Annotated in this window: 19 protein-coding genes; 11 read left to right on the top strand and 8 right to left on the bottom strand. The window is 56.7% G+C overall.

Annotated elements, in window-relative coordinates:
* Positions 1-59 precede the first annotated feature (59 nt).
* The 9 genes from ACFQPC_RS05425 to ACFQPC_RS05385 all read left to right on the top strand — a co-directional run bounded on the left by ACFQPC_RS05425 (position 60) and on the right by ACFQPC_RS05385 (position 9,264).
* On the top strand, positions 60-932 hold the full coding sequence (locus ACFQPC_RS05425; protein WP_382270612.1) for an aromatic ring-hydroxylating dioxygenase subunit alpha: 873 nt from the start codon (positions 60-62) through the stop codon (positions 930-932).
* A 102-nt stretch (positions 933-1,034) separates the two neighbouring features.
* On the top strand, positions 1,035-2,135 hold the full coding sequence (locus ACFQPC_RS05420; RefSeq protein ID WP_382270611.1) for a BMP family ABC transporter substrate-binding protein: 1,101 nt from the start codon (positions 1,035-1,037) through the stop codon (positions 2,133-2,135).
* A 94-nt stretch (positions 2,136-2,229) separates the two neighbouring features.
* Complete coding sequence (locus tag ACFQPC_RS05415; protein WP_382270610.1) at positions 2,230-3,189, top strand: PDR/VanB family oxidoreductase; 960 nt, start codon at positions 2,230-2,232, stop codon at positions 3,187-3,189.
* A gap of 56 nt (positions 3,190-3,245) precedes the next feature.
* On the top strand, positions 3,246-3,941 hold the full coding sequence (locus ACFQPC_RS05410) for a Rieske 2Fe-2S domain-containing protein (protein WP_382270608.1): 696 nt from the start codon (positions 3,246-3,248) through the stop codon (positions 3,939-3,941).
* Between the two features lie 43 nt (positions 3,942-3,984).
* On the top strand, positions 3,985-4,854 hold the full coding sequence (locus ACFQPC_RS05405; RefSeq protein WP_382270607.1) for an aromatic ring-hydroxylating dioxygenase subunit alpha: 870 nt from the start codon (positions 3,985-3,987) through the stop codon (positions 4,852-4,854).
* A 54-nt stretch (positions 4,855-4,908) separates the two neighbouring features.
* Complete coding sequence (locus tag ACFQPC_RS05400) at positions 4,909-5,538, top strand: glutathione S-transferase family protein (protein WP_382270606.1); 630 nt, start codon at positions 4,909-4,911, stop codon at positions 5,536-5,538.
* Positions 5,539-5,724: 186 nt separating this feature from the next.
* The gene (locus ACFQPC_RS05395; RefSeq protein ID WP_382270604.1) at positions 5,725-7,260 is read left to right on the top strand and encodes an ABC transporter ATP-binding protein; all 1,536 of its coding nucleotides are present in this window, start codon (positions 5,725-5,727) and stop codon (positions 7,258-7,260) included.
* Entirely contained in the window at positions 7,253-8,347 is a 1,095-nt protein-coding gene (locus ACFQPC_RS05390) for an ABC transporter permease (protein ID WP_382270603.1), read from the top strand. The genes ACFQPC_RS05395 and ACFQPC_RS05390 overlap by 8 nt, the downstream gene beginning before the upstream one ends.
* Positions 8,347-9,264: an ABC transporter permease gene (locus tag ACFQPC_RS05385; protein ID WP_382270602.1), complete on the top strand. Its 918-nt coding sequence runs from the start codon at positions 8,347-8,349 to the stop codon at positions 9,262-9,264. Before ACFQPC_RS05390 ends, ACFQPC_RS05385 begins: the two co-directional genes overlap by 1 nt.
* Before the next feature lie 137 nt (positions 9,265-9,401).
* Here the strand turns inward: ACFQPC_RS05385 and def are convergent, their stop codons facing one another.
* Genes def through ACFQPC_RS05360 form a run of 5 tightly spaced genes read right to left on the bottom strand, consistent with a single transcriptional unit; the run spans position 9,402 to position 19,113 of the window.
* Positions 9,402-9,923 carry a peptide deformylase gene (gene def, locus ACFQPC_RS05380; RefSeq protein WP_382270600.1) on the bottom strand — a complete coding sequence of 174 codons (522 nt, stop codon included), beginning with the start codon at positions 9,921-9,923 and terminating at the stop codon, positions 9,402-9,404.
* Positions 9,924-9,972: 49 nt separating this feature from the next.
* On the bottom strand, positions 9,973-11,415 hold the full coding sequence (locus tag ACFQPC_RS05375; RefSeq protein WP_382270598.1) for an efflux transporter outer membrane subunit: 1,443 nt from the start codon (positions 11,413-11,415) through the stop codon (positions 9,973-9,975).
* Positions 11,416-11,432: 17 nt separating this feature from the next.
* A complete protein-coding gene (locus tag ACFQPC_RS05370; RefSeq protein WP_382270596.1) occupies positions 11,433-14,522 on the bottom strand; it encodes a multidrug efflux RND transporter permease subunit in 3,090 nt (1,029 codons plus the stop codon).
* Positions 14,519-17,695, bottom strand: coding sequence for an MdtB/MuxB family multidrug efflux RND transporter permease subunit (locus ACFQPC_RS05365; RefSeq protein ID WP_382270595.1), 3,177 nt, complete (start codon positions 17,693-17,695; stop codon positions 14,519-14,521). Before ACFQPC_RS05365 ends, ACFQPC_RS05370 begins: the two co-directional genes overlap by 4 nt.
* A 23-nt stretch (positions 17,696-17,718) precedes the next feature.
* Entirely contained in the window at positions 17,719-19,113 is a 1,395-nt protein-coding gene (locus tag ACFQPC_RS05360; protein WP_382270593.1) for an MdtA/MuxA family multidrug efflux RND transporter periplasmic adaptor subunit, read from the bottom strand.
* Positions 19,114-19,317: 204 nt separating this feature from the next.
* Between ACFQPC_RS05360 and ACFQPC_RS05355 the strand changes: the two genes are divergently transcribed.
* Positions 19,318-19,689 (top strand): hypothetical protein, encoded by a 372-nt coding sequence (locus ACFQPC_RS05355; protein WP_382270592.1) that lies wholly within the window; start codon positions 19,318-19,320, stop codon positions 19,687-19,689.
* Between the two features lie 59 nt (positions 19,690-19,748).
* Here ACFQPC_RS05355 and ACFQPC_RS05350 read toward each other — a convergent pair whose 3' ends face one another.
* The 3 genes from ACFQPC_RS05350 to ACFQPC_RS05340 all read right to left on the bottom strand — a co-directional run bounded on the left by ACFQPC_RS05350 (position 19,749) and on the right by ACFQPC_RS05340 (position 21,472).
* On the bottom strand, positions 19,749-20,096 hold the full coding sequence (locus ACFQPC_RS05350) for an antibiotic biosynthesis monooxygenase family protein (RefSeq protein WP_382270590.1): 348 nt from the start codon (positions 20,094-20,096) through the stop codon (positions 19,749-19,751).
* A 216-nt stretch (positions 20,097-20,312) separates the two neighbouring features.
* Positions 20,313-20,765 carry a nucleoside deaminase gene (locus tag ACFQPC_RS05345; RefSeq protein ID WP_382270588.1) on the bottom strand — a complete coding sequence of 151 codons (453 nt, stop codon included), beginning with the start codon at positions 20,763-20,765 and terminating at the stop codon, positions 20,313-20,315.
* Between the two features lie 47 nt (positions 20,766-20,812).
* On the bottom strand, positions 20,813-21,472 hold the full coding sequence (locus ACFQPC_RS05340; RefSeq protein ID WP_382270587.1) for an ankyrin repeat domain-containing protein: 660 nt from the start codon (positions 21,470-21,472) through the stop codon (positions 20,813-20,815).
* A 155-nt stretch (positions 21,473-21,627) separates the two neighbouring features.
* Between ACFQPC_RS05340 and ACFQPC_RS05335 the strand changes: the two genes are divergently transcribed.
* Positions 21,628-22,485 carry a LysR family transcriptional regulator gene (locus ACFQPC_RS05335; protein WP_382270585.1) on the top strand — a complete coding sequence of 286 codons (858 nt, stop codon included), beginning with the start codon at positions 21,628-21,630 and terminating at the stop codon, positions 22,483-22,485.
* Positions 22,486-22,518 lie beyond the last annotated feature (33 nt).

Here is a 22,518-nt window from a genome sequence, read left to right as displayed (position 1 = left end):
AGAGATGCGGAATGATCTGCACTGGACCCGCGATTGAACGATTGTTCACGGAGGAGACGATGCATATTACCAAGGACCCGGTCGTACTGAACGACTGGTTTGTGGTTGCGGCGGCGCGCACCCTGCAGCCTGACGGAATCATCTATACGCGTTTGCTCGGACAAGACCTCAAGGTGTGGCGTGATGCTGCCGGTCAGGCGCATGCGGCACCACACGGAAGCGCAGCCCCGGCCGAAGCCGGTGTATATCGGGTGCAGGAGCGCTACGACAGTATCTGGGTTTCGCTGGGTGAGCCGCAAAGCGACTTGTTCGATGTGCCCGAGTTCAGCCAGCCCGGGCGGCGCATCATCAATTGCGGCGCAATCGGGGTACACACTTCCGGTTTGCGCATCGTCGAAAATTTCCTGGATATGGCGCATTTTCCCTTTGTCCACACGGACTGGCTGGGCAAGGAACCGTATACCGAAGTCAAGGACTACAAGGTCGACGTGCGCACCGATACCGGGGAAATATGGGCCACCGAGTGCAAGTTCTGGCAGCCGAAGGCGGCACCTACCGCCAGCGGCGGCATGGAAGTCGAGTACACCTACCGCGTCATGCAGCCCTTTACCACCATGCTGTACAAGAGTTGCCCGACCCGGCCGGGTGAGTTCGACATTATCTTCCTGCTGATCCAGCCGCTGGACGAAGACCGCTGCCTGGCGCATGCCATCTTTGCCTATTTCGATACCGAGAGCGATGACGCCGAACTGATCTCCTTCATGCATCTCATCTTCGGGCAGGACAAGCCCATCCTGGAAAACCAACTACCCAAGCTGATCCCGCTCGATCCGCGCTCGGAAATCCCGACCCGGGCCGATGCAATGTCGATTGCCTACAGACGCTGGTTGCGCGAGAAAGGAGTGCAGTACGGCGTGCAAAAGGCGGCCTGAAGACGCCGCACGATACATAGCAACAGAACCATCGTACAGGCATCGTTCCGCAGAAGAAACGGGCCTGGGCAAGTATAAAACTTACAAAATTGGAGACATATCATGTTGAGAGATACCCGTCGTGATTTCCTGAAACAGCTTTCGGCCCTCGGTTTGACCACCGCATTAGGTGGGCGCGCCATGGATGCTTTTGCGGATGAAGTCTTGAAGGTTGCCGTTGCCTATGTGTCACCGATAGGGGATGTAGGCTGGACCAAACAGCATGACCTGGCGCGGCAGGCGATGGAGGCGGCCTTCCCGGGCAAGATCAAGGTGGTCAAGGTGGAAGGCGTGTCGCAGGCACAGGATGCGGAACGGGTATTTCGTGACCTGGCTAATCAGGGCAACAAATTGGTCATCGGCACCAGTTTCTCGCATATGACGCCGATGATGAAAGTCGCGCAGTCGATGCCGAAGACCACATTCGAATTATGTTCCGGCATCAAGACGCTGAAAAACATGGGGGCCTTCGAAGCACGCTATTACGAAGGCACCTACCTGGCTGGCATCGTGGCCGGCAAAATGAGCAAAAGCAATGTGCTGGGCTTCATCGGCGGTTTCCCGGTGCCGGATATATTGGGACCGGCGAATGCCTTCCTGCTCGGTGCGCGCAGCGTCAATCCGAAAGCGAGCTGCAAGGTGATCTGGCTGTCTTCCTGGTATGACCCGGCGAAGGAACGGGATGCTGCGAATGCGCTGATTTCCGAAGGTGCCGACGTCGTGATGTCGATGACGGATACGCCGACCACGGTACAGGTCGGTGAAGAAAAAGGCGTATGGACAGTGGGTTATGCCAGCGATATGTCCAAATACGGTCCGAAAAAACACCTGACTTCCTTTGTCGTCGACTGGAGTAGTGAGTACATCAACGCCGCGCGCACCGTCATGGACGGCACCTGGAAATCCAGCCATCGCTGGGACGGATTGAAAACCGGCGTGGTGAAAATGAGTCCTTACAACCCGGCGATTCCGAAGGATGTGCTGGCCCATGTGGCACAGCAGGAGCAAGCCATTATTGCCGGCAAGCTGCATCCCTTCGCCGGACCGATCCGCGATCAAAGCGGCAAGGAGCGGGTGGCCGCCGGATCCACCTTGCCTGACGACCAGCTCAAGGGCATCAATTGGTTTGTCGAAGGCATGCAGGGCAATTTGCCGAGAAGCTAGCCGCCTTTCCCATCCTCTTTTATTTAACCAGTTGCAACAGACCGCCGCCGCGAGGCCGGGTGGCGGGTCTCGCTGAAAGCGCAGAAAGCAGCATATGACTACTCTTACTGTCCGCGTTAACAAAATTACGCAAGAGGCTTGCGATATCAAGTCGTTCGAATTACGCAGTGTATCCGGTGAAGCTTTGCCTGCCTTTACGCCGGGTTCCCACATTGATGTGCATATGGGGGAGGGACTGATTCGCCAGTACTCCCTGTGCAACGGGCCGGACGACCGCGACCGCTACCTGATTGCCGTGAAGAAGGAAGTGACTTCCCGTGGTGGTTCGCAAACCATGCATGAGGTCATCAGCGAAGGCGACCTGATCAAGATCAGCGCACCCCGCAATAACTTCCCGCTGGAGCCATCGCAAGGGCCTTATCTGTTGCTGGCGGGTGGGATAGGTGTGACGCCGGTCCTGTCAATGGCACGCCATCTGCTGGCGCAGGGCATTCAGTTCGAGCTGCAGTACTTTACGCGTTCGATTGCACACACGGCTTTCCATGCATTCCTGTCCGGCCCGGAATTCCAGGGGAGGGTGAAATTCCATTACGCGCTGGAACCGGAAGGGCTGCGTGCCTACCTGCGCAAATTGTTGTGGCAATACCCGGAAAACGGTTCGCTCTATCTGTGCGGCCCCCGCGTATTCATGGACATGGTGGAAACCACGGCCGCCGCGACCTGGCCACCGCAAGCGGTGCATCTCGAATACTTTAGCGCCGATCCCTTGTCGCTGGCCGGTGAGCAAGAGTCATTCGAAGTCAGGCTGGCACGCACAGGCGGCACCTATGCGGTTCCCGCGGGCATGCCGATCACCGAAGCATTGGCGGCACATGGCATCCACATCGAGACCTCGTGCGAACAAGGAGTCTGCGGCACCTGCCTGACCGGCGTGCTAGAGGGAACGCCGGATCATCGCGATGTCTATCTGTCCGATGCCGAGAAAAAATCCTGCGACAAGATCATGCCCTGCGTATCAAGGGCCAAGAGTCCCTTGCTGGTACTCGATTTGTAAAGAAAGCACTACAAAGCAATTTGCATCCAACACATAAAACAATAGGGGAACTGAATATGACGCTCGATACAAACACGGCGAATAACTGGTCGGTGGTCGCAGCTTCGGTCGAAGTGCCGGCCGGAGAAATCGTGCAGGCATTTTTGCACGGCCAGGAATTGGCGCTCTGGCGCAATGCGGCCGGGGAGATACAGGTATGGGCCAATCGCTGCCCGCATCGCGGTACCCGCTTTACGATGGGACGCATCGTCGATGACCAATTGTCCTGTGGCTATCATGGCTGGCGCTTTGGCAGCGGCGGTCAGTGTACCTATATCCCGGCGCATCCCAAATTGCCGCCACCGAAAACCGTATGTGCGAAAACTTTCCAGGCGGTGGAACGCTACGGGATGATCTGGACCAGCCTGGGCGCACCGGAAGCGGAAGTGCCGCAACTGCAAGCGCTGGCCGATCCTGAACAGCAAGCCTTGTTTTGCCGCAGCTTCGTCGTGTACCAGTCGGCCGGCAAGGTGGTGCAAGTGTTGCAGCAAGCGTCCGCACATCACTATGAATCACCGCAGGCGTATGTACTGACCGGCAGGGATGAGGCCGGTGCCGGATTGACCCTGCTGGTCCAGCCTATGGCAGAGGACAAATCCACGGTCTACTTGTGGGCCAGCGGCAAACATGCGGCAGGCGATGCGAACGGCATACGCCAGCGGCATAACGCCTGGTTCAAGCAGCAGCGGCAGCAACTGGAAGCCGGTGCCTGACTTCCGGCCATCACACCACCCATCAATCATCCTGGAGAAGCAAATGTCTGTCCAATTGGATCCTGTCGTATTGAATGACTGGTTTGTCGTATCGGCCGTGAGCAAGATATTGCCCGGTGAACGTTTCCTGACCCAGTTGCTGAGTGTACCTATCGCCGTCTGGCGCGCGGCCGATGGCAACTGGCATGCCGCCAAACATAGCGATGATGAACAAGTGAGCGACGAGTACAAAGTCTGTGAACGCTATGGCTTTGTCTGGGTCTCGCTCGGCAATCCGACGAAGGAAGTCTATGCACTTCCGGAATTTACCCAGCCCGGCCGGCGCTTTATCGACTGCGGCACCTTTGGTGTCAAGACTTCCGGCTTGAGGATCATTGAAAACTTCCTCGATATGGGGCATTTCCCTTTTGTGCATACCGATATCCTGGGCAAGGAGCCGCATACCGAGGTCAAGGAATACAAGGTGGAGATGCATCCGGAAACCGAAGAACTGTGGGCGACCGATTGCCATTTCTGGCAACCGAAGGCGGCGGCCTCGGCGACTGACGGCCTGGATGTCGATTACACCTATCGCGTGATGCAACCGTTCACGGCGGCCTTGTATAAGACTTGCCCGACACGCAATGGTGAGATGGATGTCATCGGCGTCTATGTGCAACCGGTGAATGAAGATGAATGCCGGGCCACGCTGTGGTTGCTGATATTTGATGACATCCATACCGATGGCGAGGTGATCGGCTTCCAGCAAACGATATTCGGGCAGGACAGGCCGATCCTGGAAAACCAGGTACCCAAGCTGATCCCGCTTGATCCAAAGACCGAGATACCGACCCGCGCGGATGCCTCATCCATCGCCTATCGCCGCTGGTTGCGCCAGATCGGCTTGCAATATGGCGTGCTGAAGGCCGCATAAAACCTGTTGCCTTTGGTATTCAAGCATTCACCTGAACTGATAGAAGGAATTTGCATGATCAAGCTCTACAACTATGAACTGTCCGGTAACTGTTACAAGCTGCGACTGTTGATGAATATACTCAATGTGCAGTACGAAACAGTCGCGATCGACTTTTACCCGGGCCGGGAACACAAATCCAAACGCTTTCTGGAAATCAATCCATTCGGTCAACTGCCGGTACTGGAAGATGGTGAACTGAGGCTGCGCGATGCACAGGCCATCCTGGTCTACCTCGCTGCGAAATACGACACGGAACGTACATGGTATCCAAACGATCCGGCCGCGATGGGCAAGATCGCGATGTGGCTGTCAGTCGCCGATGACATTACGCGTACCGCTTCCGCTGCGCGTTTGCACGATGCGCTGGGCTATGTGATGGATATCGACAAGACACGTGCCGATGCACATGCGCTATTCAGGATCATTGATGAACATCTGGCCGATATGGAAGTGATAGGGCAACAGTGGCTGGCGCTGGACCGGCCGACCATTGCCGACATTGCCTGTTTTCCCTACATCGCGATGTCGCACGAGGGTGACATCATGCGCGACGATTATCCGGCGATCCGCCGCTGGATAGAACGGGTCAGGCGCTTGCCGGGCTTTGTCGGCATGTCGGGCATCTTTGCACCGACCATCTGAGGCTGGACGCTATAAGGGAAAAGCCATAAAACCTATACGTGCAGACAGATACCCTGACAGGCTGGCGGCGCGAGTATGTGTCATTGATATGAAAGGTGGGAACAGGTTTACATCGTTGCAAAGCATCTGAAGGATGAGTTGTTTTTATATAAGAAGAAAAGATATTTTTAATATAAAACGAGACAAATGATAAATCGCCTGGAACTTCATAGTATTAGCAAGCGCTATCCTTCGGTGGTCGCGAATGATGGCATCAACTTAAGCGTCAAACCCGGTGAGATCCACGCCGTGCTGGGAGAAAACGGCGCAGGTAAATCAACCTTGATGAAAATCATCTACGGTTCGGTCAAACCCGATGCCGGCAAGGTGCTGTGGAATGGCAAGGAAGTGCATATCGCGAATCCGGCGATGGCGCGCGAGCTGGGTATTGCGATGGTGTTCCAGCATTTTTCACTATTCGATACGCTGACCGTGGTGGAAAACATCGCGCTTGGTTTGCCGGGCGATACAAAACTGGATGAGCTGGCCCGGCGTATTTCAGATACCGCCGAACAGTATGGACTGGAGCTGGAACCACAGCGCCATGTCCATACGCTATCAGTGGGCGAATGCCAGCGGGTGGAAATCGTACGGGCCTTATTGGCGAAACCACAATTGCTGATCCTCGATGAGCCAACGTCGGTATTGACGCCGCAAGCGGTTGAAAAGTTGTTTGCAACCTTGCGCAAGCTGGCGGCGGAAGGCTGCAGCATCCTCTACATCAGCCACAAGCTCGATGAAATCCGTGCCTTGTGTGACACCTGTACGGTAGTGCGCGCCGGCAAAAATACCGGCATCTGCGATCCACGCGAAGAGAGCGCGGCCAGCCTGTCGCGCATGATGATAGGTTGCGAGCCGCCGCCGATCAAGCATGTGCTGCGCTCACCGGGCCAGACCTTGCTGGCGGTAAAAAACCTGTCTTTGAAGAAGAGCCATCCGTTTGCGACTGAGCTGTCGGATATCAATTTTGAATTGCGGGCAGGGGAGATAGTAGGTATTGCCGGCGTCTCCGGCAACGGACAGCAGGAATTGCTGGCCGCCTTGTCCGGCGAAGATCCACGTGCCGAAGCACAGATGATCTTGCTGCAGGGCGAGCGGGTCGGGCATTTCAATCCGGCACAGCGGCGTGAACGTGGTCTCGGCTTTGTGCCGGAAGAGCGCCTGGGGCGCGGCGCGGTACCGGATATGTCGCTGGCCGACAATATCCTGCTGTCACACCAGACCGGCGCAACCATCAGTGGTGGCTTCATCCGCAAGCATGCGATAGTCAAAATGGCGACCGATGTCATCGAGCGCTTCGTCGTGAAAGCGGGTGGACCGCATGCGGCCGCACGTAGTCTGTCCGGCGGCAATTTGCAAAAGTACATAGTCGGGCGTGAAGTCATGCGTAATCCCAAGGTATTGATCGTTGCGCAACCTACCTGGGGTGTCGATGTCGGTGCTGCCGCACAGATCCGTGCTGAGCTGGTTGCACTGCGCGATGCCGGTTGCGCCTTGCTGGTCATCTCCGAAGAACTGGACGAGTTGTTCCAAATTTCAGATCGTTTAATGGTCATCGCCAAAGGACGGCTTTCACCGTCCATCGCCAGCTCGGCTGCGACCATAGACTTGATCGGGCAATGGATGAGCGGTATGTGGAACGATACCGTGGTCACGCCACTCAAGGAGGTGGTCTATGCTTAAGCTAGAGGCACGTGCCCGGCCGTCCAGGCTCATATCGTGGATGTCGCCGGTATTTGCTGTACTGCTGACTGCGCTGTGCGGTGCAATCCTGTTTGCGCTATTGGGTAAGGATCCGCTGGCGGGGCTGGCAGTGTTTTTCCTGGAACCGCTCAAGGATTTGCATGGCTGGTCCGAAGTCGGCGTGAAGGTTGCGCCACTATTGATGATTTCGGCAGGACTGGCGATTTGCTTTCGCGCCAATGTCTTCAATATTGGTGCGGAAGGACAATTGGTATGCGGTGCGATTGCCGGTGGTGCGGTTGGCCTGTACTTCGATAACGGCAGCGGCGGTGGCCCACTCATGATTACGGTCGTGCTGATGGCAGGTATGCTGGGTGGCATGGCCTGGGCTGCGATTACTGCTTTCCTGCGTGACCGTTTCAACGCTAGTGAGATACTGGTATCACTGATGCTGGTGTATGTCGCGCAACTATTGTTGAGCTACCTGGTGCAAGGCGTTTTCAAGGATCCGGATGGTTTCAACTTCCCGCAATCGCGGATGTTTTCCGAAGGATTTTTGCTGCCTATCGTCATGGAGGGAACGCGCCTGCATCTCGGCATTGTGCTGGCCTTGATCGCTGCGCTTGCAGCCTGGCTATTCCTGTCGAAAAGCTATGCCGGTTTTCGCCTGCAAACGGGCGGCATGGCGCCGCGGGCCGCGCTGTACGCCGGTTTTTCGTCACGCAAGGCACTCTGGACTTCATTGATGATATGCGGTGCCTTGTCCGGGCTGGCCGGTGTGTGTGAAGTGTTGGGGCCTATCGGCCAATTGACGCCTTCGGTTTCGCCCGGCTATGGCTTCGCCGCGATTATCGTGGCTTACGTCGGCCGCCTGAATCCGATCGGCGTCATCTTTTCCAGCTTCATCATGGCGCTGTTTTATATCGGCGGCGAGCTGTCGCAATCCCGTCTCGGCATCCCGAATGCCATCACCGGTGTGTTCCAGGGCATCCTGCTGTTTTCCTTGCTGGCTTGCGATGTCCTGATCAATTACAAATTGCGCTGGGATAGCTCCAGCCTGCATGCGCGACTCGCGGGGAGCAAATAATGGAAACCTTGGCATTACTGATAGCGGCATCGATTAATGCCGGCACGCCTTTGTTGCTGGCGGCGCTGGGTTTGCTGATTAACGAGAAATCGGGTGTAGTGAACCTCGGCACCGAGGGCATGATGCTGGTCGCCGCGATTGTCGGTTTCGCTACCACTGTGCATACCGGTAGCGTGACGGTGGGCCTGATTGCGGGTGCCGGTTCGGGAGTACTGCTGGCGGGCTTGTTTGCCTGGTTGACGGTATGGCTGGGTGCGAACCAGGTGGCGACCGGTTTGGCGCTGTCCTTGTTTGGTACCGGGGTGTCGGCCTATATCGGCATCAATTACGTCAGCAAGACCCTGCAAAACAGCAAGTTCAGCATCCCCTTGCTGCAGGACACTCCATTCTTCGGCACCGCCTTGTTCAGGCAACATCCTATGGTGTATTTCTCGATGCTCTTGTGTGCGGCGATAGTATGGTTCCTGTATCGCAGTCGCGCCGGTCTGATACTGCGCGCAGTGGGTGAATCGCCATCGTCGGCACATTCTCTGGGCTATAACGTGCGCCTGATACGCTCGGCCGCAGTTTTGTTTGGTGGTGCATGCTGCGGCCTGGCCGGTGCCTTTCTGTCGCTGGTGTATACCTCGCAATGGCTGGAGGGAATGGTGGCAGGGCGGGGCTGGATTGCATTGGCGCTGGTGACTTTCGCCAGTTGGCGACCGGCGCGCATATTGGCCGGTGCCTATTTGTTCAGCAGCGTGACCATCCTGACTTTCTATATGCAGAGCAAAGGCGTGCCGGTTGCTTCACAGCTATTGTCGATGCTGCCATACATTGCAACCATCGTTGTGTTGGTCTTGATTTCGCGTAACGCGAACTGGATCAAACTCAATATGCCGGCATCGCTGGGGAAGAACTTTAATCCGGGCAGTTAATGCCGGCTGTGTTTCCACCAATATGGAGGCCTGATTGCTCACGCAACTTTGGGCAATCAGGCAAATCCGAATGCATTTTGATTTAATCAGATCACATTCAGATGTTGTTTCAAGCGTTTGATTTAAATGAAATAGTTTTACCTGACAAATGCACGACTGCCAGCACGTCGACTTTGTTTGCTTAGCGAATTGAGGATGCGGCGCTGGTTGGTCGGCGACAAGTGTTCAACAAATACCATGCCTTGCAAATGATCCATTTCATGTTGGATGCACATCGCTTTTAAGCCTTCCGCCTGCACATCGATAGTCTTGCCATTCAAGTCCAGCGCACGCGCATGGACCCAGGCCGCACGGCGCACGCTTTCAAATACATCGGGCACCGACAGGCAGCCTTCCTCGTACTCGGCCTTGCCACCCATCTTGACGATGGTCGGATTAATCAAGACTTGCAGCCGGTTACCCTTTTCAGATACATCGAGCACGATGATTTGCAGGTGCACATCGACCTGCGTGGCGGCCAGGCCTATGCCATCGAGCGCATACATGGTTTGCGTCATGTCGGCGACCAGGCGACGGATATCTTCGGTGATCTGCTGCACAGGTTCGGCCACCGTGTGCAGGCGCGGATCAGGGTATTGCAGTACGGCTAATCTGGTCATAATTTACTTTAGCTAATCGAGATTCATATGCTGTTGCAAGCAGTTGAATTTATTCGACTTTTGTTTCTTTCGTCGCTTTGGCTGCATCCGGATTGTCAGGCTCCCAGCGACCGGCGATGTTTTTAAGCAAGATGTTGGTGGCGGCAAGACGACGGTTTTGTGTACTCAGCAAATTGTTTTCACTGACCAATGCAGTGGTTTGTGCAATCGCCACATTCAGGTAGCTGACGGTACCCGCACGATATTGATCCAGCGTAATTTCGAGCGTGCGTTGTGCGGCTTCCAGGCTTTCCTGTTGCAACTGCGCTTCTTGTTGCAGTTGCGCGGCGAGGATCAAATTGTCTTCCACTTCCTGCAATGCAGTCAGCACCGTTTGCCGATACGCAGAAGTTGCCTGGTCGGCCGCGCTTTGCGCCTGCGCACTGGCCAGCTGCCTTTGGCCGCCATCGAAAATTGCTTGCGCCACTGATGCACCCAGCGACCAGAACAGGTTAGGCGCGCTGATCAGGTTGGACAACGAACTGTTTTGATAGCCACCACCTGCCGACAAGACCAGTGACGGGAAGTAGGCTGCATGGGCGACGCCGATTTGTGCGTAGGCTGCGGCCACACGTCTTTGCGCAGCGGCAATATCAGGACGACGTTCGAGCAGGGTGGTCGGCAGCATTTGCGGCACCAATGGTGCTTGCGGCAAGGATGCATTGCGCTCCAGCGCCAGCGCCGATGGCGGTACGCCCAGCAGGACGGCAATCGCGTGTTCGAGGATCGCACGCTGCGCTATCGCCTCGGCCAGTTGTGCTTGCGCAGCCTTAAGCTGGGTTTGCGCCTGCAACACATCGACACGTGCCACCACACCGCCGCCATAGCGGAACTGGGTCAGGTCGAGCGAGCGCTGGTAAGCGGCGACGCTGCGTTCCAATACCGATAATTGGGCATCCGTGGTGCGCAGCGAGAAATAGGTTTGGGCCAGCGTGGCCTGGGCCGATAAACGGGCCGCAGCGAGATCGTCAACGCTGGCTTGCAAGCTCGCTTGCGCACCGGTTGTGGCCTGTGCCAGGCGGCCCCACAAATCAACTTCCCAGCTTGCATTGCCGGACAGTGAAACGTTGTTGCTCGGGTTTTGTATCGCAGTCGAGCGTGTGGCGCTGCTCGCATTGCTGCTACGCGTACCATCCAGGCCGACCGACAGGGTCGGCAGGCGTGCGCTATAGCTGGCGGCGACTGCGGCACGTGCGGCGGCAACTTGTGCCACCAGCGATTTCAGGTTTTCATTGCCGACCACCAGGCGGCCTTCCAGGTCATTCAGCACCGGATCCTGGAACAGGGTCCACCAGTCGTCAGGCACATTCGCCGTGCTGTTTGCAGTGCCTTCCTGCCACAGTCCGGCTTCCTTGTACTGTGCCGGTGCGGCGGCCGCAGGTGGCGGCGTAGGTGCCGTGGTGCAGGCTGCCAGCAGCAGGGTGGGCGCGATTAATAAAAGGTAGGAACGCATAAAAAATCCTTTAAAACTCAGGCTGTAGCCAGTTGTGGAGCCGGGCTGTGCTTATGCTTATCGCGGCGCAACTTGTCCATCAATACAAAGACGACAGGTGTCGTGTAAAGCGTCAGCAATTGGCTCAGGATCAGGCCGCCAACGATGGCGATCCCCAGTGGCTGGCGTAATTCCGCGCCATCGCCGCTGCCCAGTGCCAGCGGCAAGGCACCGAAGATTGCGGCAAAGGTCGTCATCAGGATAGGCCGTACCCGCAGCAGTGCGGCGCGATAGATGGCCGGACCTGCACGCACCACGCCATGGCGCTGCCGCGTAATCGCAAAGTCGATCATCATGATCGCGTTCTTTTTGACGATACCGATCAGCAGGATCACGCCGATCAGCGCAATGATGGAAAACTCGGTATTGAACATTTTCAATGCCAGCAGCGCGCCGACGCCGGCCGAAGGCAGGGTCGAGAGGATGGTGATCGGATGGATCAGGCTTTCATACAAGATGCCCAGCACCAGGTAAATTACGATAATGGCCGCGCCTATCAATAGCGGTTGCGAAGACAGCGATTCCTGGAAGGCATTCGCCGTACCCTGGAAGCCACCGCGTACCGAAACCGGAACACCGAGCTTGCCGATCGCATTATTGATGGCGACCGTAGCATCGGACAGCGATACCCCCAAAGGCAAATTGAAGCTGATAGTCGAAGCCGGAGTGCCGCTCTGGTGACTCACCGCCAATGGCGTATTCGTGGTTTCTATCCGCGTGAAGGCAGACAGGGGGACTTGCGCGCCGCTATTGCTGGTCACATACAGGCGCTTCAGGGTTTCCGGTCCTTGCAGAAATTCGGATGCCAGTTCCATCACCACCCGGTATTGATTGAGCGGGTTATAGATGACGCCGACCTGGCGCTGGCCGAAGGCATTATTGAGCGTGTTGTCTATGGTACTGACACTGATGCCGAGGCGGGCGGCGGCATCGCGATCAATGATCAGCGAAGTTTGCATGCCCTTGTCCTGCTGGTCGGAGTTAACGTCCGTCAGCTCGGGGATTTGCGCCAGCGCATTACGTATCAGTGGATCCCAGGTACGCAAATCCTCAATGGTATCGGCCTGTAGCGTGTACTGATATTGCGCATTCGACTGGCGGCCGCCGATGCGGATGTCCTGTACCGGCACCATGAAAAGGTTGGCACCCGGCTCATGCGACAGTTGTTTACGCAGGCGGGCAATGACGACATCGGCTGATACTTTGCGCTCGGCCAGCGGTTTGAGCGTGATGTAAAACATCGCAGAGTTGCTCTGGCCGCCGCCGGTATTACCGCTGACATTGGCGACTGCCGGATCGGCACGGATGATGTCGGAAAATGTATCCAGCCGTTTTTGCATCATCTGGAAAGAGCTACCCTGGTCCGCTTGCACGCCGCCTATCAGCACGCCGGTATCCTGTTGCGGGAAGAAGGTCTTCGGAATCGCGATATACAGGTGGACATTCAGCGCCACGACCGCCAGCAAGGCGATGATGGCCAGCGGCTGGTGACGCAGGGTCCAGATCAGTGACTGGCGATAGCCGCGCAGGACGGCGCGATTAAAACGATTGAACCATTGCGTGATGCGGCCCGGCTTGCGCTTTTCGGTATTTTGCTTGAGCAGGGTGGCGGCCATCATCGGTGTGGTGGTGAGGGATACCACCATGGAGACCAGGATCGCTGCCGTCAATACCACCGCAAACTCACGGAACAGGCGTCCGACTACGCCACCCATCATCAGCAAGGGAATGAAAACGGCAATCAGGGACAGGCTGATCGAGACCACGGTGAAGCCGATTTCACGCGCACCCTTGAGCGCCGCTTCGCGTGGCGTCAAACCTTGTTCTATATATCGCGTGATGTTTTCCAGCACCACGATCGCATCATCGACCACAAAGCCGGTTGCCACCGTCAGTGCCATAGCGGATAGGTTATCCAGACTATAACCACATAGATACATGACGCCGAAGGTACCGGCCAGCGAAACCGGTACCGCAACCGCCGGGATCAATGTGGCGCGCCAGTTGCGCAGGAATAGCAGCACCACCAGGATCACCAGGCCGACCGCGATGCCCATTGAACGTTCGACTTCGCGCAGTGATGCCTTGATGGTCGGCGTGCGGTCGGTAATGACATTCATCTGGATCGCTTGCGGGATAGACGCCTGCAGTCGCGGCAGGATGTCACGTACGTTTTGCACGGTTTCGATGATGTTGGCGCCCGGTTCCTTCAGCAGGAACATGACGATGGCCGGCTTGCCATTGGCGAGGCCGTAATTGCGCACATCCTGTACCGAGTCGACTACGTCGGCGACATCGCGCAGGCGCACCGATGCCCCATCGCGATAGCTCAGCACAACGGGCGCATACTCCGCTGCGGTACGCGCCTGGTCATTCGCACCTATTTGCCAGTATTGGTCGTCCAGTTCAACCGAGCCTTTGGGGCGGTTCGCATTGGTATTCGTGATGGCGGTGCGCACATTGTCGAGCGAGATACCGAGCGCGGCCAGCTTGTCGGGATTCAGCGCGACGCGCACCGCAGGCAGCGCACCGCCACCGACATTCACCTGGCCGACACCTTCTACCTGCGACAAACGCTGCGCCAATATGGTGGAAGCGGCGTCATACATCTGGCCACGGGTCAGCGTATCCGAGGTCAGCGAAATGATCATGATAGGCGCGGCGGCCGGATTGACCTTGCGGTAAGTCGGATTGCTCGGCATACCGGTCGGTAGCAGCGTGCGCGCCGCATTGATGGCGGCTTGCACATCACGCGCTGCGCCATCGATGTCGCGGCTCAGGTCGAATTGCAATACGACATTGGTCGAACCCAGTGACGAGCGCGAAGTGATTTCATTGACACCTGCAATGGCACCGAGCGCACGTTCCAGTGGCGTGGCGACGGTGGCCGCCATCGTATCCGGGCTGGCGCCGGGCAGGGAAGCGCTGACTGAAATGGTCGGGAAGTCGACCTGCGGCAACGGTGCTATCGGCAACAGGTTGAAGCCCAGCACGCCGGCCAGTGCGATACCGATCGTGATCAGCGTGGTCGCGACCGGTCGGGCTATAAATGGTGCCGAGATGTTCACGTTGCGCTACCGTTGGCAGCCCGTTCCGCAGCACGCCTGTCCTGCCAGTCTTTCAGGCGCTGTGCCTGTTTGGCAAAGCCGAGGTAAATCACCGGGGTCGTGAACAGTGTCAGCAATTGGCTGACGATCAGGCCGCCCACCATGGTGACGCCGAGCGGATGACGCAATTCATGGCCGGCACCGGTACCCAGCATCAGAGGCAAGGCACCGAGCAAGGCCGCCATGGTGGTCATCAGGATAGGGCGGAAACGCAGCAGGCAAGCCTTATAGATTGCTTCCCGCGGCGCCAGGTGTTCTTCGCGCTCCGCATACAGTGCAAAGTCGATCATCATGATCGCGTTCTTCTTCACGATACCGATCAGCAGCACGATACCGATAATGCCGACGATACCGAGGTCTTGCCCGGCCAGCAGCAAGGCGAGCAAGGCACCGAGCCCGGCAGAAGGCAGGGTGGACAGGATGGTGACCGGATGGATATAGCTTTCATACAGCACACCCAGCACGATATACATGGTGACGACTGCCGCCAGGATCAGCAGCAGCGTACTGCTGAGCGAGGCGCGGAAGGCTTCGGCCGCACCCTGGAAGCTGGTTTCCACGCTAGGCGGCAAGTTCAGCTTGGCTTCTTCCGCCTTGATTGCATCGACCGCCTTGCCGAGCGAAGCACCCGGTGCCAGGTTGAATGAAATGGTGGCGGACGGGAATTGCGCCACATGGTTGATCGCCAACGCAGTAGGGCGCTCTATGATTTGCGCGACCGATGGCAGTGGTACTTGCCCGGTCGCGTTGAAGACGACGGTGGCGCTGGTGCCGCCGGCACCATTCAAGGCGTTATTGTTGTTGTTCGTCACCGGTACATATAAACCTTCCAGCGACACCGGGCCACGGCGGCGTCCGGCTTCCGCTTCCAGCACGACGCGATACTGGCTCGATTGTGTATAGATAGTCGAAATCAAACGTTGGCCGAAGGCGTTATACAAGGCGGTGTCGATTGCCGCGACCGTTACGCCGAGGCGACCGGCCGCTTCGCGATCTATCTGGACGTAAGTTTGCAAGCCCTGGTTTTGCAAATCGCTGGCGACATCGACCAACTCGGGGATTTCCTTCAGGCGTGCCAGCAATAACTCATTGGACTTGGCGAGGTCGTTGGAATCAGGCGAACTGAGCAGGAATTGATACTGGGTCTTGGAGACACGGTCTTCAATCGTCAAATCCTGTACCGGTTGCATATAGGCAGTAATGCCGGGCAGGCGCGAGGTCGATTCATTCAGGCGCCGGATGATGTCACTGGCGGAGGCATCGCGCTCGGAAAACGGCTTGAGTGTAATCTGCATGCGCCCGGTACTCAGGGTCGGGTTCGCACCATCGACACCGATGAAAGAGGCGAGATGGTCGACATCCTTATCCTGCAGGATGATATCGGCCAGTGCCTGCTGGCGACGCGACATCGCTTCAAAGGAACTGGTTTGCGTGGCTTCGGTAATGACCTGGATCAGGCCGGTATCCTGCACCGGGAAAAAGCCTTTCGGAATCAACACGTACAGGAATGCGGTCAGCGCCAGTGTCAGGCCGAATACGCCCAAAGTCGCACGCGGCCTGTCCAGCACCCACACCAGTGCACGACCGTAAGCGGCAACCATGCGATTGAATTGTTCTTCACTCCATTTGCCGATGCGGGTTGGTTTGTTTTCATGTTCAGGACGCAGCAGGCGCGCGCTCATCATAGGCGTCAGCGTGAGTGACACGAATGCTGAAATCAGGATCGCGACGGCCATCGTGATAGCGAATTCATGGAACAGGCGACCGACCACATCACCCATGAACAGCAAGGGGATCAGGACTGCGATCAGCGATACAGTCAGCGAAATGATGGTGAAACCGATTTGCTTGGAACCCTTGAGCGCCGCTTCCATCGGTGAGTCGCCTTCTTCGACGAAACGCGCAATATTTTCAATCATGACAATCGCATCATCGACCACGAAACCGGTCGAGATAGTTAGCGCCATCAGCGTCAGGTTATTGATGGAAAAACCGGCCAGGTAAATCACGCCGAAGGTGCCGACCAGCGATAAAGGTACGGCCACGCTCGGGATGATGGTGGCGGAAGCGCTGCGCAGGAACAGGAAGATCACCATCACCACCAGCGCAATCGCCAGCAGCAATTCAAATTGCGTATCGTTGACTGAGGCCCGGATGGTGGTCGTACGGTCCGCGATCACTTGCACGTCCACCGAGCCCGGCAACGATGCCTGCAGCTTGGGTAGCAAGGCTTTGACACGATCCACGGTCTGGATCACGTTCGCGCCCGGCTGGCGCTGTACATTCAAAATCACGCCGGGCGTGCGATCCACCCATGCGGCAAGGCGCAGGTTTTCCGCGTCGTCGACGATTTGCGCGACATCACTCAGGCGCAGGGGATTGCCGTTTTTCCACGCGATGATCAGGTTTTGATACTCGGCAGCCGACTTCAGCTGGTCATTTGCATCAATGGTTGACGCGCGTTGCGCACCGTCGAAGCTACCCTTGGCCTGGTTGACGTTGGCCGCCACGATGGCGGTACGGATATCGTCCAGCGACAAACCGAGCGAAGCCAGGGCTTGCGGATTGCCCTGTATGCGCACCGCAGGGCGCTGGCCACCGGCGATGCTGACGAGGCCGACGCCGTCGACTTGCGACAGCTTGGGCGCAAGGCGGTTTTCCACCAGGTCATGCACTTTAATAATGGGTAGCGTAGGCGAGGTGATTGCTATCGTCAGCACCGGCGCATCAGCCGGATTGACCTTGCTGTAAATCGGCGGCATCGGCAAATCGCTGGGTAGCAAATTGCTGCCGGCATTGATTGCAGCCTGTACTTCCTGCTCGGCCACGTCCAGCGACAAGCCCAGCGAGAAGCGCAGTGTAATTACCGAAGCACCGCCGGAGCTGGTCGAGGTCATTTGGTTCAGACCCGGCATCTGGCCGAACTGGCGTTCCAATGGTGCGGTGACCGTGGTCGAAATGACGTCCGGGCTGGCACCCGGATACAGGGTGGTGACCTGGATGGTCGGGTAATCAACTTCCGGCAAGGCGGATAGCGGCAGCAGTCGATACGCCAGCAGGCCTGCCAGCAGGATCGCGAGCATCAAGAGCGAAGTGGCAACCGGACGCTCGATAAAGATGCGTGATGGATTCATGGTGCAGGTTTCTTGGAACTACTTCAGTTAGACGGAGCGGCTGGCTTGTCCTGCTTGCCCTGGTCTTGCTTCTTGCTACCACCGTTTTGCTGGAACCAGGCACGGCGTTCTTCCGGGCTCATATTCTTCAGTTTCTCGGCCATTTCGGGCGGGATGTTGCGACGCTTGCTGTCTGGCGGCGGCGCGCTGGCACCTGCACGCTGCTTCGGATCGGCCGCAATGACTTCGACCTTGCCGCCTTCGCGCAAGCGGTCGGTACCATCGATCACGACTTTCTCACCCGGTTCCAGTTTGGCGTCGACCGCCATCCAGCCACTATCGATGGCGCCTGGTTTGACGACACGCGTACTCACCGTACTGTCGGCATTCACTACATATACGTAAAACCCTTGCGAGCCGCGCAATACCGCCGCTTGTGGCACTGCCAGCACATCCTTGAGGGTATTGAGTTGCATCACGACGCTGACGGCCTGGTTCGGGAACAGTGCGTCGTCCAGGTTCGGGAACAGCGCCTTGACCCTGATGGTATCGGTCGTGACATCAATCGCATTGTCGACAGTTGCCACCTGGCCGGTCGCCAGTTTGGTTTTGCCGGTGCGATCCCAGGCTTCAACCGCGACCGTTTCATTCGTGCGCAAGCGATTGGTGATGAGCGGCACATTGGCCGATGGCACGGAAAATACCAGGGCGATAGGGCGCGTTTGCGTGATGATGACGATGCCGTTGGTGTCTGAAGGCTGCACCACATTGCCGAGATCGGACTGTTTCAGGCCGACGCGGCCGGCGATCGGTGCGGTGACACGTGTGTACGACAATTGCAGTTTTGCGCTATCTACCGTGCCCTGGTCGGATTTGACCGTACCTTCGAGCTGGCGTACCAGTGCTTCCTGCGTATCAAGTTGCTGTTTCGGGATGGCGTCTTTGGACAGCAGGTCCTTGTAGCGGGCGAGGTCGATGCGGGCATTGTCGAGTTGTGCCTTATCGCGTGCCAGCACACCCTCGGCCTGGCCCAGGGTTGCCTGGAAGGCGCGCGGATCGATTTGCGCGAGCAACTGGCCGGCCTGGACCTGTTGGCCTTCCTTGAAATTGATTTGTTGCAGCACGCCGCTGACTTGCACATGCACGATGGCGGTATTGGCCGCGTTAATGCTGCCGATGGCATTGACGGTAACGCGTATATCCTGGCGCCGCACTTCCTGCACCGAGACCGGCTGCACCATATTCATCCCGCCGAAACGGCCGCCGCCACCGGCTTGCGCCGCTTTGTCCGCGGAAGATGGACTTTTCCACCACCAAAAGCCGAGGCCGGCGACTATTAATATGACGAGGGTCCAGATAAGGGTGCGACGTGTCTTGCCCGCACGGGTACGGTTAGGGCGAACTGGTGGTGGATTGCTGGCTTCGGAATTTGCTGTCATTTGCGGCGAGTGATATCTGCGCGATTTGGGAAATTGATTATATGGCGCATTTGCATAAAAAACCTGAGCGTTTCATTACTTTACAAAAGCGCGTAAAAGCTAAGGAATAACTTTACATTCGCATGCTTAAAATAGCCTGAAGCTTCAAGGATGCCGATGCCGGCGCCCCGCCTGATCGGAGAACGGTACAAATGAGGGCTGGAAATGAATAATTCCGTATTTGTAGAGATTCAGTTTTTCATGCTGATCGTCTGCACTTTTGTGATTCCGATCGGCATTTACAGTTACATGATGTGGAAGCGTTCGATTTCACGCAAGATGGTGCTGCTGTTTGGAGTGCTCCTGATCGCGGTATCAGGCGGCAATATCTTCCTCCTGCATTTGTTGCGCATCATGGCGAAGGATACGCCATCCTTGCTGGACGACAGTGTTTTTGCGTCGGAGATGTCGGTGGCCTTGTACCTGGTGCCGGCCATCTTTGCCGGCATAGGCGTGAATATCATTTCACATATATTGATTAGCCATCTGGCCGACGCCGAGAAGAAGTTCGACAGGGAACATAAAGAACGCCGGTAGTGCTGACACTGTCCGGCGTTTGTGCTGCAGCTCGATGTACTTCCGCGACGATCCTGAATTCAGGCCTGGTGTATCTGCCGTGAATCAGTCGGCGCTTCGTCCCTCTCATTCATGCCGTAATCGCGCAATACATGCGCCACCCGCAAACGGTAATCCTCGAATATGTGATTGCGACCGGCGGCTTGTGCCTTCCTGTGCACTTCCAGGTTGCGCCAGTTTTGCACCGATTCTTCATCGCGCCAGTAGGATAGTGACAGGATCTTGCCCGGATTCGTCAGGCTCTGGAAACGTTCGACCGAAATGAAACCATCCATTTTTTCCAGATGCGGGCGCAGTGCGGCGGCGGTATCCAGGTAGTTTTGCTTGAGTTCCGGGTGTGGAATGACTTCAAAGATGATGGCTATCATTGTGATGCCTTTAGGGTAGACAAGATGCCCATGCGATTCTCCTCTTATATTTGCCAGAAACACTGACATATGAGTGTTATCTTAGCTGAAAAATGCAAATCCTGTTGTACAGAATTGAACAGGAATACATTCAGCCGGGAAAATATCGCTATAAGGGAACGCACATAAAAAATGCCTGAACAAGTTCAGGCATTTTTATCTTCGATCTGATGGTTTTTACGCTTCGCCGCCATACAACTGCGCTGCCGTTACACCTACATCTAGCCGTGTCAGCGGCAAGGGTTGCGGCTGTAAAGTCACGCCGAGTTTTTGATAGACCGCTTCGCTCGACAAGCCGTAAGGTGCCGCATCATTGTTATCGAATGCGTAGTAAACCTCATCCACACCCGTCAAGAGAATCGCCGCCAGGCACATCGGGCACGGATGTCCGCTCGCATAAATCACGCTGCCTTTCAGGTTCGGGCGTCCCAGTTTCTGGCTGGCGACACGTATTGCTTCCATCTCCGCATGCGTGGTCGGATCATTGCTATGCACAATATTGTTGACGCCGATCGCAATGGACTCACCGCCGACCGCCAGTACCGCACCGAAAGGACGACCGCCGCGTGCCTTGTTGTCTTTCGCCAGGCGGACTGCTTCGCGCAGGAATTTTTCGTGATTTGATGACATGTGTTAACTCCTTTTGTGATTATTGTTTGGCAAATTCCGGGGGGTGTTCAGTGTGCGCCGGCGCTGCGCAACATTGTCGTCATCGCCGTGTAATTGCGGCGCAGTGCGTGCTGCAGCGGCGTCACGCCATCCTTGTCCGCCAGGTTTACATCAGCACCTGCCGCGATCAGCATGCGTACGATTTCCTGATGGCGGGTACCACCGTCCGACAGGATGATCGCTTCCAGCAAAGCGGTCCAGCCGAGGCGATTGACGTGATCGACTTTTACACCGGCATCTATCAGGGTGCGCACCACGGCAACATAACCGCGCTCGGCGGCCGGGATCAATGCAGTACCGCCATAACGATTGGTACTGCCGAGGTCGGCACCATGCGCCAGCGTCATTTTCAGTATTTCCAGCCGGCCTTGTGCACCGGCCAGCAGGTAAGGACTGTCTTGCCGACTGTCTTTGGCATTCACATTCGCGCCGGCCGCAATCAGTGCGCGTGCAATCGCGATCCGGTTATGGTCGGTCGCCAGCAGCAAGGGAGTGCGACCCAGTTCGTCGCGGCTTTCCAGCAAGGCGCGTTTGGCCGGATCTTTGAGGATGTTTTGTACGGCGTCTAGATCATTGGTGGCGACGGCTTGCAGCAAGGGCGTCGCGTGGACAGGTAAGACAAGCATGGTGCAGGCGAGAAGAATCAGTGACAGGAAACGTTTCAACATGACAAGACCGGCAGGTGAATTAAGCTCATTTTAGGCAGGCTCTTGTGAATTTGAAAATTAAATGTTTGAATGAGATGCAGTGGATTAAGCACTGCAAAAATCATTAAAAACTCCTCGATCCCATACGATATCAAACATAGCGAAAGTAATACCAGATGCTGGATCCCATCCTCTTGCGCAGCTTTGTCGCCGTTGCTGACACCGGCAGTTTTACCCGCGCCGCCGATAGCGTACACCTGACGCAATCCACGGTGAGCCAGCAAATCCGCCGGCTGGAAGAACAATTCGCTTGCGATTTGCTGAACCGCAGCGGACGTTATGTGGCGACCACGCCGGAGGGCGAAAGCCTGCTGGCTTATGCGCGGCGCATCCTGCAATTGATGGATGAGGCGGTGGCACAAGTGACGCAGAGTGTAGAGCAGGGCGAGATCCAGCTCGGTGTGCCGGAAGATTTTGCCGCGCATGCCTTGACGCCGGTACTTGCCGCTTTCGCAGAAAACTATCCCGGCATACGCCTGCAAATTACCAGTGGCCTGAGTAATGATTTATACCGGATGTTTCAACAGGGCAAGCTGGACCTGGCGCTGGTCAAGCAACGCAAGGATAGTGCACCCGGCATCGCCAGCTGGCCGGAGCCCTTATGCTGGGTCGATAGCCCTGATCGTCCTGCTGCAGTACGCGATCCGGTACCGCTGGTGGCTTTTCCTATTGGCGGTTTGTATCGCAATGAAATGACACATGCGCTGGATGCGATCGGACGCCGCTGGCGCATTGGTTTCGTCAGTACCAGCCTGGCCAGTGTCAGCGCCGCGGTACAGGATGGTTTGGGCATCAGCTTATTGCCACGGCGTTTGGCGGAAGCAGGGCGGCACAATGTGCTGGGCGTGGCAGACGGTTTTGGCGAGGTGCCGGATCTGGAGTTGACTTTGCATGCGCAAACCGAAGCATCCACCCATACTAAAACGCTGGCGGCGGAACTTGTCGCCGCCTGCGGCGTCATTATGAAAGTGTAGAAAAAATGCCATGAAAAATTGGCATTTCGCAGT

The organism is Herminiimonas glaciei (genome assembly GCF_042664955.1).
In the GTDB taxonomy this organism is placed as follows: domain Bacteria; phylum Pseudomonadota; class Gammaproteobacteria; order Burkholderiales; family Burkholderiaceae_D; genus Oxalicibacterium; species Oxalicibacterium glaciei.
The sequence above is the reverse complement of the archived record's forward strand: the minus strand, read 5'-3'. Positions and strand labels throughout refer to the sequence as shown.